General features: G+C 42.6%; 18 protein-coding genes and 1 tRNA gene. 15 read left to right on the plus strand and 4 right to left on the minus strand.

The genetic code is table 11. The features are described from left to right. The 6 genes from BO225_RS12995 to BO225_RS07315 form a co-directional block, all read left to right on the plus strand. The coding region (locus tag BO225_RS12995; RefSeq protein WP_143356716.1) for an IS66 family transposase at nt 1-290 on the plus strand (290 nt) is incomplete at its 5' end. A 140-nt stretch (nt 291-430) separates the two neighbouring features. Continuing rightward, nucleotides 431-1360, plus strand: coding sequence for an ABC transporter substrate-binding protein (locus tag BO225_RS07295; protein ID WP_083632137.1), 930 nt, complete (start codon nt 431-433; stop codon nt 1358-1360). Between the two features lie 3 nt (nt 1361-1363). Next, nucleotides 1364-2371: a FecCD family ABC transporter permease gene (locus BO225_RS07300; RefSeq protein WP_076341601.1), complete on the plus strand. Its 1008-nt coding sequence runs from the start codon at nt 1364-1366 to the stop codon at nt 2369-2371. Next, nucleotides 2364-3353 (plus strand): FecCD family ABC transporter permease, encoded by a 990-nt coding sequence (locus BO225_RS07305; RefSeq protein WP_076341602.1) that lies wholly within the window; start codon nt 2364-2366, stop codon nt 3351-3353. The genes BO225_RS07300 and BO225_RS07305 overlap by 8 nt, the downstream gene beginning before the upstream one ends. A gap of 13 nt (nt 3354-3366) precedes the next feature. Then, nucleotides 3367-4164: an ABC transporter ATP-binding protein gene (locus BO225_RS07310; protein ID WP_076341603.1), complete on the plus strand. Its 798-nt coding sequence runs from the start codon at nt 3367-3369 to the stop codon at nt 4162-4164. A 72-nt stretch (nt 4165-4236) separates the two neighbouring features. Further along, nucleotides 4237-5604, plus strand: a complete 1368-nt coding sequence (locus BO225_RS07315; RefSeq protein WP_083632138.1) for a sugar transferase — start codon at nt 4237-4239, stop codon at nt 5602-5604. 12 nt (nt 5605-5616) lie between these two features. Here BO225_RS07315 and BO225_RS07320 read toward each other — a convergent pair whose 3' ends face one another. Both BO225_RS07320 and trpS read right to left on the minus strand, forming a co-directional pair. Continuing rightward, nucleotides 5617-6279: a DNA alkylation repair protein gene (locus BO225_RS07320; RefSeq protein WP_076341604.1), complete on the minus strand. Its 663-nt coding sequence runs from the start codon at nt 6277-6279 to the stop codon at nt 5617-5619. Further along, on the minus strand, nt 6279-7262 hold the full coding sequence (gene trpS / locus BO225_RS07325; RefSeq protein WP_076341605.1) for a tryptophan--tRNA ligase: 984 nt from the start codon (nt 7260-7262) through the stop codon (nt 6279-6281). The genes BO225_RS07320 and trpS overlap by 1 nt, the downstream gene beginning before the upstream one ends. Nucleotides 7263-7360: 98 nt before the next feature. Between trpS and BO225_RS07330 the strand changes: the two genes are divergently transcribed. Next, a complete protein-coding gene (locus BO225_RS07330) occupies nt 7361-7786 on the plus strand; it encodes a glutaredoxin domain-containing protein (protein ID WP_076341606.1) in 426 nt (141 codons plus the stop codon). On the opposite strand, the gene BO225_RS07335 is transcribed toward BO225_RS07330, so the two are convergent. After that, on the minus strand, nt 7776-8030 hold the full coding sequence (locus tag BO225_RS07335; RefSeq protein WP_076341607.1) for a DUF2500 domain-containing protein: 255 nt from the start codon (nt 8028-8030) through the stop codon (nt 7776-7778). The genes BO225_RS07330 and BO225_RS07335 overlap by 11 nt on opposite strands. Before the next feature lie 83 nt (nt 8031-8113). Here BO225_RS07335 and BO225_RS07340 point away from each other — a divergent pair. The 8 genes from BO225_RS07340 to BO225_RS07375 all read left to right on the plus strand — a co-directional run bounded on the left by BO225_RS07340 (nt 8114) and on the right by BO225_RS07375 (nt 10793). Further along, nucleotides 8114-8198 (plus strand) — tRNA-Leu (locus tag BO225_RS07340). 413 nt (nt 8199-8611) lie between these two features. Further along, entirely contained in the window at nt 8612-8755 is a 144-nt protein-coding gene (locus BO225_RS12365; protein WP_158023808.1) for a hypothetical protein, read from the plus strand. Nucleotides 8756-8783: 28 nt separating this feature from the next. Continuing rightward, complete coding sequence (locus BO225_RS12860; protein WP_269843898.1) at nt 8784-8918, plus strand: hypothetical protein; 135 nt, start codon at nt 8784-8786, stop codon at nt 8916-8918. 74 nt (nt 8919-8992) lie between these two features. After that, nucleotides 8993-9247 (plus strand): AbrB/MazE/SpoVT family DNA-binding domain-containing protein, encoded by a 255-nt coding sequence (locus BO225_RS07355; RefSeq protein ID WP_076341610.1) that lies wholly within the window; start codon nt 8993-8995, stop codon nt 9245-9247. 18 nt (nt 9248-9265) lie between these two features. After that, on the plus strand, nt 9266-9595 hold the full coding sequence (locus BO225_RS07360) for a type II toxin-antitoxin system PemK/MazF family toxin (RefSeq protein WP_083632139.1): 330 nt from the start codon (nt 9266-9268) through the stop codon (nt 9593-9595). Continuing rightward, nucleotides 9595-10083, plus strand: a complete 489-nt coding sequence (locus BO225_RS07365; protein WP_076341612.1) for a capsid assembly scaffolding protein Gp46 family protein — start codon at nt 9595-9597, stop codon at nt 10081-10083. Before BO225_RS07360 ends, BO225_RS07365 begins: the two co-directional genes overlap by 1 nt. Nucleotides 10084-10257: 174 nt before the next feature. Then, a complete protein-coding gene (locus BO225_RS13090; protein WP_354096488.1) occupies nt 10258-10500 on the plus strand; it encodes a YjcQ family protein in 243 nt (80 codons plus the stop codon). A 56-nt stretch (nt 10501-10556) separates the two neighbouring features. Beyond that, nucleotides 10557-10793: a beta-sandwich lipoprotein gene (locus tag BO225_RS07375; RefSeq protein ID WP_076341614.1), complete on the plus strand. Its 237-nt coding sequence runs from the start codon at nt 10557-10559 to the stop codon at nt 10791-10793. Nucleotides 10794-10921: 128 nt separating this feature from the next. Here BO225_RS07375 and BO225_RS07380 read toward each other — a convergent pair whose 3' ends face one another. Continuing rightward, nucleotides 10922-11944, minus strand: a complete 1023-nt coding sequence (locus BO225_RS07380; protein ID WP_076341615.1) for a C45 family autoproteolytic acyltransferase/hydrolase — start codon at nt 11942-11944, stop codon at nt 10922-10924. Nucleotides 11945-12500: the final 556 nt, after the last annotated feature.

Genomic DNA, 12500 nt, shown 5'->3' on the forward strand with positions numbered 1-12500 from the left:
GCTACCTGGACAACGGAAGTCTGCCGATGACCAATTCGCTTGCCGAAAGGACGATCCGAAATTTTGCGGTAGGAAGAAACAACTGGCTGTTTTCGGGAAGTCCTAGAGGAGCCAAGGCTTGCGGAGTACTCTACTCGATCGTAGAAAGCGCCAAAGCAAATGGGCTGATCCCTTACAAATACATCCTTCACCTTTTAAAAGAACTCTCAAGACATGCTGGAAAGCTGACCAGCGAAATACTGGAGGAATGTATGCCTTGGAATCCAAATTTGATCAGCATATGCCAATAAAAACAAAGACGCTCATCGCAGGTAGAGATATTGTCTCTGATTCGATGAGCGTTTTCTATACGCTGTTTTAATTCCCGCTTACTCTAGAAAATAGAATACGATAAGATAAGTGTGTATTGAAAACTAGAAAGGATGGAATCATGAAATCTTTAAAGAAAGTCGGTGTGCTGTTTACTCTTTTGATCACCACTCTTGCAATGGTGGGATGCGCATCGACGACCACCGAAGAAAAGAGCACGGCAATGAAGACCGTACAAACAGATAAAGGGGAGGTCGAGATCCCAGAAAATCCAAAACGGATCATTTCCGATTATTATTTAGGGGAATTTTTAGCCGTCGGCGTCAAACCGATCATCGCCTCGCCTTACGCGCTCAACAATCCCTATTTAAAAGACGATATTGAGGGGATCGAGCCGATGAATATCACCTCTTCGGAAACTACGCTTGAGCAATTTAGTGCCGCCAAACCGGATCTGATCATCACGATCACAGAAGCGGATTATGAAAAATATTCGAAGATCGCACCAACGGTCTATATTCAAGATGGACAACGGAGCGATGACGAAACTTTTGAATACATCGCCTCATTAGTCGGAAAAGAAAAAGAAGCCAAAGACTATATCGAACAATTCCTTCAAAAAGCCGAAGAGCATAAACAAGAAATCCAAGATATCGTCAAAGATCAAACGGTCTCGATCGTTGAAGTATGGCCACAGCAGATCTACACGATGGGCTCCCACTTCGCGCGTGGAGGAAGGATCCTCTACGATCTATGGGATCTAAAAGCTCCAGAAAAGGTCCAGAAGGAAATGGTCGATGGCGATAAGCAATATGAAGTCGTTTCTCTAGAGGCGCTTCCAGAATACGCAGGAGATTTTGTTCTATATGGAGTATTAGATGGAACCGATCCCGCGTTCGTGACTTCGAGCAATTTATGGAATTCGCTCCCAGCTGTTAAAAACGGAAAGACGCTTCCGTATGAACAAGTCTCTTTCATGCATAGAGATCCGATCACCCAATCGAAGCAGCTCGAAATCTTTATCGACTTTTTCGAACAATTCAAGGAGTAGACGATGAACCATTCAAAAAGATGGAGTCTTCTCCTCTTTTTATCGTGTACACTCTTGCTTTTGGTTCTTCTTTCGCTCGCCTCGATCGTATTAGGAAGTACCAAGATCGAGCTTTCCACGATCTTGGAAGCGTTAAAAAATCCAGACCTTTCCAACCAGCAACATATCGTTTTGTTTGATTTGAGGATCCCGCGAACGATTGGCGATCTTCTCATCGGCGCTAGTTTTGCATGCGCGGGTGCACTTATGCAAGGGATGAGCAAAAATCCTCTGGCGGACTCAGGAATTTTAGGGATCAATGCAGGAGCGAGCTTCGCTTTAGCGATCTGTGTCTCTTTTCTTGGCACGATGCATTTTTCGATGAGCGTTTTCGCTTCGTTTCTAGGAGCGGGGTTTGCGATGCTGCTCGTTTTTGGACTCATGATGATCAAAGGACGAAAACTCGATTCTGTTCGCCTTGTTTTGGTAGGCCTAGCTGTCTCGATGCTGCTGACATCGCTTGCGCAAGGGATCTCGATCCTCTTTCAAACAGGACAAGATCTGACGTTCTGGAGCGCGGGAGGTGTGGGCGGTATTCGGATGGAGCAGCTGATCGTGGCCGCGCCAATCTTGCTTGTCGCCTTGATCGCTTCGATCCTTATTTCAAAGAAGATCTCGATCTTATCGCTAGGAGACGAGAGCGCGACAAGCTTAGGATTACAAGTCGAGAAAACGAAAACGCTTTGTTTATTGATCACTTTGCTGTTGGCAGGACCTTCTGTCGCTTTAGCTGGACCGATCGCGTTTGTTGGATTATTGACGCCGCATATCGTCCGCTTCTTTGTAGGAAGCGATTATCAAGCGATCATTCCTGCCTGCATGCCTGCAGGAGCGATCTTGATGGTGGGCGCGGATTTGATTTCTCGTCTGATCAACGCGCCAAGAGAAACGCCGATCGGTCTTGTTTTCGCACTTCTTGGTGTTCCTATGTTTATTTATCTAGCACGGAAAGGAATGAAGGATCATGTTTAAAAATGTGAAAGTGCTCTTTCCTTGCTTGATCGTATTGATCTTGTTGTTGTTAGTATTGGACATTCAAGCTGGATACGCTTCGATTCCTTGGAACGAGCTTCTTTCGAGCTTGTTTGCCCATGGAGATGAAACGACACGATTTTTGATCGTCGAACTGCGTTTGCCGCGGGTTCTTGCGAGTCTTTTGATCGGGATCGGTTTATCGCTTTCAGGGTGTGTGCTGCAAGGCGTCTCTCATAATGAGATGACAGAACCTGGACTTTTAGGGATCAACGCGGGTGCTGGTTTGATGATGGCGCTTTATTTATTGTTGTTTCAAAATCAATCGCCGCATTTTTCCTTCCTGCTTCCGCTTTTAGCTTTTGCAGGAGCAGGGCTTACGTTCTGGATCGAGTATAAGTTGGCGTCCAATAAAAAGAAGCTGCATCCGAATCGTCTTTTATTGATGGGCGTAGCGATCTCGATGGCGATCACGTCGTTGACGACGATCTTGATGCTCAAGATGCCAGATCAACAATACGCTTTTGTGCAAAGCTGGATCGCAGGCAATATTTGGGGGGCCTCTTGGACGAGCGTTCTTTTTCTAACGGTTTCGATGGCTGTGATTTTTGGCTTGATCGCGTATAAAAGCCGGATCCTTAACGCGCTAGCGCTGCAAGAAGAGGTTTCGATCGGGATCGGTGTCAATGTGTTCAAAGAATCGCGTCTATTTTTCGTGTTGGCGATTATTTTGGCGAGCTTGTGCGCTTCGATTGGCGGTGGGCTGAGTTTTGTAGGTCTTGTTTGTCCTCATCTGGCTCGTAGGATCGTGGGTCCGAATTATAAAAAGCTCGTTCCCGCGAGCGTTTTGATAGGGGGCGTGCTGCTGTTGGTGGCCGATATTGGTTCAAGAACTTTGTTTTTGCCTTATGAAATGCCAATTGGAATTGTAGCGACTGTGATCGGCGCTCCGTATTTTTTGTATTTGCTGATGAAGAACTGAAAGGAGAGGGCTTATGGAATTGGCGATGGAAGGAAAACAACTCGTGATCGGATATGGAGAGAAGATCATCATTCCGGCCATGGATGTCAAGATCCCGAAAGGGAAGATCACAAGCATCATTGGTCCGAATGGCTGTGGGAAATCGACGCTTCTCAAAGCGTTGGCGCGCATCTTGCCTTTGCAGTCTGGAGACATCGAAATCGAGGGTGTAAAGATGTCTTCTTTAAAAACGGAATCGATCGCAAAAAAATTGGCGCTTCTGCCGCAAGGACCACAGGCTCCTGAAGGGCTTCTTGTCGAGGAACTCGTCGCTTTTGGTCGTTATCCTTATCAGAAAGGATTTGGGAAGCTGAGCAAAGAAGACCATGAGCATATCGAGAGAGCGATGAAGGCGACAAAAGTGCTGGATCTTAAGGGCAGAAGTGTCGATACGCTTTCTGGCGGTCAAAGACAGAGGGTATGGATTGCTATGGCGCTGGCGCAAGATACGCCGATCATCTTATTGGATGAGCCTACCACGTATTTGGATATGGCGCATCAGCTCGAAATCCTCGAGCTTCTTAAAACACTCAACGAAAAAGAACAGAAAACGATCGCGCTTGTCATTCATGATTTGAATTTAGCGGCTCGTTTTTCGGATCACTTAATCGCGATGCGGAGCGGGACGATCTTGTATGAAGGTGATGTGGAGCATGTCATGCGAAAACAAGTGCTCGCGGATGTGTTTTCTTTAGACGCGTATATTGAAGAAGATCCATGGAGTCATAAACCTACAATGGTTACATATAAACTATTGCATTCGAAACAATAAAGTCATCTCTTGAAAAAGTGCATGACTTTTTTTGTTAAGTATGCTATTTTTTTAAAGTGCGAAGGGTGAACTATGACAAAATTTGGATTGTATAAAAATATTATGGAGCTCTTGATGACGGCGATCTTGGTCAGCGTGTTTCCATTCACGCTAGGCTATAAGGTCAAGCTTGTTCTCTTGTATGTTCTCATGCAGAATATGGCGGGCCGCTATCGGGGAAGAGCGCTTTTGATCTGGGATGAATTGAAGCTGATGACGATCGGTTATATCGGTTATTTTCTAGGCTCGCTGCTGATGATCAACTATACAAATTTTTATTGGGAAAAGATCTTATGGCTGCTTTTATTCATGGTGTGTCATTTTCTTCTCAACTTGATCATCGCGCGTTTTTCGCATTTGCTTTTATGGAACAAAGTCCATAAAAACGTATTGATCATCGGGGTGGGAGAGAGCGCGTCGCGTTTAGAGGATGTCTGCAAAGTCAATCGTTTTTCGTTGCATAAGATCAAAGCGTTTATCGACTGCAACAACGATCCGTATTTCAAGAATATCCATCAAACACCAGCTGAGCTGCATCATCCAGTTTATCCGGCGAAGGATCTTGAAAAAGTTATCGAACAAGAAAATATTGATACAGTCTTGATCGCGATCCCGGAAATTGGAAGAACGGATCTGACAAGGCTGACGACTCGATTGGACGATCTTGTCGATACGGTCAAGTATATTCCTGTATCGGAGGGGATCATCAACTTCAATACGAAGATCGATGATTTTGATGGTCTTTTGATGATCTCGACTTCAGAGGGAACGATCCGGCCTGTAGAGCGTTTCTTTAAAAGATCGATCGATATTTGCGCGGGGCTGGCGGGAATGATCGTATTGGCGCCTTTGAGCGTTTATGTATACGTTTTGAATCGAAAACAAGGGGATACGGATCCGATCTTTTTCAAACAAGAGCGGATCGGAAAAGACGGAAAGACATTTACGATCTATAAATATCGGACGATGGTGCCAAATGCCGAAAAGATCTTGGATCAATTGATGGAGCAGGATCCGAAGATCCGCCAAGAATACCAAGAAAACAAAAAGCTGAAAGACGATCCACGTGTCACGAAGGCGGGCGCTTTTTTAAGAAAGACGAGCTTGGATGAATTTCCGCAATTTATCAACGTACTGAAAGGGGAAATGTCTTTGATCGGACCTCGTCCTTATTTGCCGCGGGAAAAAGTCGATATGGGTTCTTATTATGACGATGTCGTGGCTTCAAAACCTGGAATCACAGGGATGTGGCAAACGCATGGTCGTAGCGATGTAGATTTTGAGCATCGGCTCGAACTTGATGAGTATTATTATCGAAACTGGAGCATCTGGCTCGATTTGACGCTGCTTGTTCGGACGATCAAGCAAGTGCTTTCGAAAGAAGAGCATGGAGCCATGTAAAAAAAACGCTGCTTATTTGCGCTTGAGCGTTGAGCAGCGTTTTTTTATGTCAATGGGTGTCCTTTTGGACTCGATCGTTTTCTGTAAAGCTTTATTGTAGGTGAACGGATCGAGATTTAGAGTTTCCATAAAAGCAATCGTCTTTTCGAAGTCTTTGATGAGCCATTCTGATAAGAGCCAAGCGAGGGCCATTTGGGTATAGTAGTTGCTTGCTTTGTATTTTTGGATCCTTTGAGAGATCGTTTCAAAGTCGCTTTCTTCTTTGAAGTGCATCAAAAACGAAGTATAAGCGAAGCGCTGGTCGAATTCGTTTTGGCTTTGTAGAAGCGAATCTAAAAAAGACAGGACTTCTTGTTTATGCTTTCGCATCCATTTTTGTCGAGCGCAGACCATATCGTTACTCGCCCAGTTCGTGTTATAGGGAAGCCATTTTTTTAAATAGCGAAGCCGGCTCGAGAGATCGAGCTTGGCCCTTCCGAGTACAAATCCATACAACAAGCTATATTCGTAGCTTGATTCTAAAGGCGTCTCTAAAAAGCTTGGATCGAGCGTTTTGGCGTACTGTTCCAATACGGGGGTCCTGATCCCTAAGATCGTATGACCTGGGATCAGCTTTTCATGAAACGCTTTGTATTTTGGATCGATGGAAGCGGAAAAGAGTTCTGATAGGTTCATTAGATCGATAAACCGACTTTGCGATAGACTTTGGCGATCTTTTTGTTCGCGATGCGGCTCGCTTTTTCGGCACCTTGTTTCAAGACTTCCTCGACTTGATTGGAAGCGATGATCTCTTTATATTTGGCTTGCAGATCGCTTAGGAAATCGTAGACGGTTTGTCCGATCTCTTTTTTTAGTTCGCCATAGCCTTTTCCTTCATAACGTTTGACGATCGATTCGATTGGTTCATTGCTTAAGACTGACTGGATCGTTAAAAGATTGGCGAGTCCTGGCTGATTGATCGGATCGTATTGGATGATGCCGACAGAATCGGTTTTCGCCGACATGATCTTTTTGCGGGCAAGAGCAGGATCGTCGAGCAAGTCGATCGTTCCTTTCGAGTCTTTTTCGGATTTGGACATTTTCTTTTCCGGTTCTTGGAGCGAATAGATTTTTTGTCCGACTTTGCTTGTCAAAGGTTCGGGTACTTTGAATGTATCCGAATAGCGGTGGTTAAAGCGTTCGGCTAGCGTCCTTGTCAATTCGACGTGCTGCTTTTGGTCTTGGCCGACAGGGACATAGTCGGGATCGTAAAGCAAGATATCGGCTGCCATCAATGGCGGATAGGTGAATAAGCCGGCGGTGATACCTGTTTCGCCTTTGGCTGTTTTGTCTTTATATTGGGTCATTCTTTGCAGCTCGCCCATATAGGAGAGGCAAGTCATGATCCAGCCTAACTGCACGTGGGCTGGAACGTCGGATTGTAAAAAGAGTGTCATCTTTTCAGGGTCTAGTCCGCATGCTAAGTAAAGCGCGATCAGATCTTTCGTGTTTTTTCTTAGCTCTTTGGCTTCGATCGGCACGGTCAACGCGTGCTCGTTAGCGATAAAGATGAACATTTCATATTCGTCTTGGTATTGTTTGAATTGGGAGATCGCGCCGATATAGTTTCCTAAATGAAGCCGTCCGGTCGGTTTGATTCCACTTAACATTCGTTTCATTGTTCGATTCCTCCATCCATATTTTCCATATTATCACGAATAAGTGAAAATCGTATCATTGTGTAGTCGTTTTCGGTATAATTCTTATTGGTGATACGATGATTACGATTTATACGATGCCTGGCTGCATGAGCTGCAAAAAGACAAAAAACTATTTAAAAGAGAACCAAGTCGATTTCGAGGAGAAAAATATTTATGTCACGCTGTTGATCGAAGAGGAGATCAAGAAAGTGATCCAGTTTTTTTATGGGAAGGAAGAAAAGTATGTGACATTATCTCCCGCTTTTGAAGCGACGCTTAAAAAAAGCTTCAAGAAGAGAACTTGGAAAGAAAAGATCCGCTTCTTGCAAAAGAATCCCTCGTGTCTTAAGCGTCCGCTCTTTGTGTATGATGAAGAAGGCGATGAAAAGATCGTGCAGCTCTTGGAAGAGAAAAGAGACGAGTGGTGCAAAGAGGATTGTTCAAACGCTCTTTTATGCAAAGAAGCTCGAAAAAAAGAAGGCGAAGCGCCTTCTACATCTTGAAGTCTTTGATCCATTTTCCAAAGGAGATCAAATCATTCCCTTGGTAGGTGAGCAAGCCTTTCATGCCGATTTCGACGACATTGAATTCAAAGACGCTCACTTCGAAGCTGAGCGGTTTTCCTACCGCGATAAAGTCAAGCTGAAATTGATCGAGAGCGTCTTCGAGGCCTTCGACCGCGTTATAGGAAAAAGTTTCTTTGTTTACGAGTGTGGCTTCCACACTGATCTTTTGTTCGTTTTTCATATGTATAGTATACAGCGAATCTATCGTTTCTTAAGAATTGTTTGACCGTGATCGACTTCTTTGATATGATAGTTGCGTTACAAGCGAAGATGGCGGAATTGGCAGACGCGCTAGCTTCAGGCGCTAGTGAAGCAATTCGTGAGGGTTCGAGTCCCTTTCTTCGCACCATTGACTTTTAAGCCCTTATATAAAGGGCTTTTTTCTTTGTGGTATAAAAAACGATATCGAATTCGATACCGAAGTCGCTGCTGAATAGTTAAATGTAGCTTTTGCCATGCTTCCTGCTCTAAGTCTGAAAGTGGAGAGCTCGAATACTGGCCCAATCCGGAATTGTAAGCGTCTTTTTCACAGCTTTTGCATTTAAACTCAGATTTAGCTTGACCGGGGAAAATCCGATCCCCTCTATCCCATTTGCATAGGTATTTGGGACTACTTTCTTTAAGATCTGCAAAACGGCGTTTACATCCTCATTGATGAGCTTTCCCATATCCGAGCGGTACAGGCCTCTTCTTATACGGCGTTTCGTTGGAGACTTGCCGTGCTTCTTTCTCATCCTGTTGCCGTTTTCTGATGGGCATCTCATGATCAAGAAAGGATGTCTTTCTTGTGTAGGACTCTTCCGTTTCGATGACGACGATCCGGAAGCCGAGTTGGAACGGATTCAGGAAGAAGAGACGAAGGATAGCGATCTGATCCAGGGGTTTTTTTACGGACCACGATCATAAAGAAGCGGACATTATTAAGAAGCTGTGTGTGGAAGTTCAAAGATTGATGCAGGATTTATATCATTTGCATCAGAAAGTACAGGATGTAGCTGTCAAGCATGACTACACGATCAAGGGAATGTATAAGCACATCAACAGCGTAATTGACAAATTGTGCCAATAGATTTGAAAAAGTATATCCTATCGTATATACTTTTTCTGTAAGTATGCATAGGCTTACGCAGGAGGAATATTGACATGACAACGTTGAAAGGAGTAAAGCTGTCCCAATGGGGAAACAGTCAAGGTATAAGGCTGCCGAAATCAATCATCGAATTATTGAAGCTTAACACTGGTGACGATCTAGGACTGGAGGTAAAGAATAATCAACTGATCGTTACGCCGTTAAGGAAGAGGAAGACCGTTGCAGAGCGGTTTGCTGAATATCGAGGCCCGATCGAGCTGGATGAGGTGTTCAGTGATGACGATCTGAGAGATGGTGAATATATATAAACGAGGAGAAATATGAATATGGGCTATAACCAGGGTGATATTGTATGGGCCGATTTCGGCCCTGTAAGAGGACATGAGCAGGATGGAAGACGACCTGCGCTGATCATCTCGAACCATCTGTTAAATCAGACAGGGATGTACAGCGTATGTCCGATTTCTACGACCACAAGACGGTATCCGACGTATATCGAACTGGATGGAAGGACGACCACGCAAGGGGTGATTATGGCTGATCAGAACCGAACGGTCAATCTCGCCAGACGGAATGCAAGAAAAATAGAGGAGTGCCCATTAGACATCCTCGAAGAAGTCATTCGAACTATCGATGAACTTCATGCGATCTTATAGTGCTCCAAGACCGAGATTTTTGGAATCGCAAAGAGTTCAAACATTGTGCCTCGTTAAGGTGCTATAATAGCCGGAATAGGAAAAAGGGAAGAAGACGTTCGTCCAGGCAACTGGACCGGATCGTGAAGGAGCGTTTGAAACGGGTTGAAAAGAGAACCAAAAAAGATCGAGGAGGCTTGGACAGAAGCGCAAAAGCTTGCAAAGATGAACGAAGAACAAAAAAGCAGTATGAACAGGAAAAAATCCAGACGGAAAACGAGAACTTGAAAGACCAGATCGCGCAGCTGGAAAAGCAAGCCCAACGTACTAAACTTTCCAAGAGCGCTGCCTCGATTCTTCAAGAGAATCACAAGATCACGGCTACCCAGGGTATTCTGGACTTCGTAGTCGAGGAGACTGCCGAGGATATAAACGTGCGGATCAAGAAACTCGTGTCGATCATCAAGGCGGATCGAAAAGCAGTAGAAGTTGAAAGGTCACTTGGCTAGACTCCGAAAATAGCGGTTCATTGGTCTTGAAATACGAGATGGCGAAAAATGCATAAACAATATATAAAATTATTTAATGAACGGATTGAAACGGATGTTTTTTTATATAGTATTATATAATCGTAAGGAGCTCCACAATGGTCAGATCTGTAATATAACTCAAAACTGATCGCGATTCCGGAAGCATATTGGAAGGTCATCATCTCAGAGCTGATCCGCTTAGGATTCATCGAAGGATTGATGGTCTACCAAACTAAAAATGGATCAGGTTGGGTAGACGACGGGGTCCACATTACTCTGAAGGGCGTCGAATACCTGGAAGAGAATCAGGGAATGAAGAAAGCGAGGGGTTTCCTTGGACAATCATTCTTTATTGCTTTAGAAGGCGTTTTCGCTGGGCTTACCGCAAAAGTTTAATTTGTTTAGTCGTATCGAATTCGATGCGGTTTTTATTTTGCGTGAAAGGAAATTCAATGAAAACAATCATGAAATTTATTACAGCCGTCCTTATGACGGCTTTTCTTATGGCCGGAATAGCTGGATGTACAGAGGTCGATAAAGTCCGACATAATTTGTCTGATGAAGCCGACAACTTCAATATTCAAACTGTGATCAATTTAAGGACAGATACCCACATTTTTGAAATGGAAGCCGCTTTTGTGTTAAACACTTCGTCACGATGTAAACTTGAAATTCCAAACGGAAAATAGTCTGCTAGTCTTTCATAAACAAGATATAAGCCAATGTATTTAAACTTAAAACTAATCTTTCGCAAGGTGGCTTACTCCCTTCTAGTAACAAAAGAAGCAGTCAATCCTAGGATTAACTGCTTCGAATTTTATATGGAATAGTTTTTAAATTTTAAGCGAGTATCTTCTTTAAACTTCTTTCTTGACGGATTTCCTTCAACTCTATAAATTCGTTTATTCTTCACATCATAGATAACAGACCATACTGTATCAGCGCCAGTTTTTCTATCGTATTGACACATAAAACCATATTTACCAGAGAGTATATCTTCAGCACAATTCAGAGAAAATTGATTGTTTTGGCTTTTTAAAGCTTGATAGGCGACAGTATACCTTTCTGATGAGTTCCAGTCGTCAATGTTTTCATCATTTTTGTATTCGGTCATTTTCAATGGGTTATAGTTGTTTGCGGTTGTTACAAAATGCTCGTTGTCTTTCGGAGAAATAATCTCAACAACGAATGGATTGCATTCTACAACAACCATTTCACCTGTAATATCAATCATAGTTATAGTTTGTTGAGAAGCGATCGGTGCACTTTTTAAAAATGAAAGTGCCTCTTGAATTGTCTTACATTTTTCGAGTATATATCGTACTAACATTCCTGCATTGAAGCCATACTTTCGTACTTTAGGATACACAAAAGTCAAGCCAACAGCTAGATCATATTCGTTTACACCATCTTCCATTTGAACAAAGGCGGTAGTGTTTCCATTAAAAGCATAAACATGATCAAGACGATATAAACAATTCATATATAATTTTTCTAATTCCACTAAAAAATCGCTGTTTCTTCCTAAGAGAATATGGTTTTTATCTTGAAACGCAAAACAAGTACAATGATTACTGAATTCAAAACAATACATACTAAATAAAAATGTACATAAATCCTCGTAGGATGCCTGCTGTCCATCCGATATTCCTTTGATTTCATTTAAAATTTCTGGATAGTATTTTTCATAAATCGGAATACACCCCTTTGCAAAAGCTTTTCGTTCTTCTGTAATTTGAAAAGTATGTTGCTCGCAAATGAGTGTTCCATGTTTTTTTAAAGCTTGTCCCCAATGGTATCCAGCTTCATAATGTGTATTTTTAAATTTTGCGTGATACATTTTTCCGCCTACTTTATTTCGTTTTAATCGAGTAAGGCCTTACCGTTCATAAACTAACAGAATAAAAATATTAAGTCAATGAAATAAAAAGTTGCATGATCGATACGCTCCACTGCATACTGGATGGATAGTCTTCAGCCAGAATATTGAATGCTATATGTTAATTTTCTAATACAATAAAGTGCTGGATATCGATTGTTTATAGAGTATAATTTAGATAATGAAAGAAACGAAGAATGGAAGTATAGATCAAAAAAATGCTTCAGAGAGAAGAAAAACAAGATGAAAAATGTAAAATGTAGACGATAAGATAAATATGTACATAAACGATGAGATAAATATGTACAGTTTCTAAAAACAGATTGTAAAATTCTCTTATTTGCAGGGAGGATTTTATGATCATTACTTTATCAATCAACAACTCGTTGCGTGTTGATTCTTTGACAGATTTGAACAAGCTTATGCCGCTTATGAAGGAGGGTGTTTTGAAATTGAACAAATCCAAGATTGCCCGTGAACTCGATATCGATCGCAGAACGGTCGATAAATATCTGAA

It is taken from the genome of Dubosiella newyorkensis (assembly GCF_001945605.1).
In the GTDB taxonomy this organism is placed as follows: domain Bacteria; phylum Bacillota_I; class Bacilli_A; order Erysipelotrichales; family Erysipelotrichaceae; genus Dubosiella; species Dubosiella newyorkensis.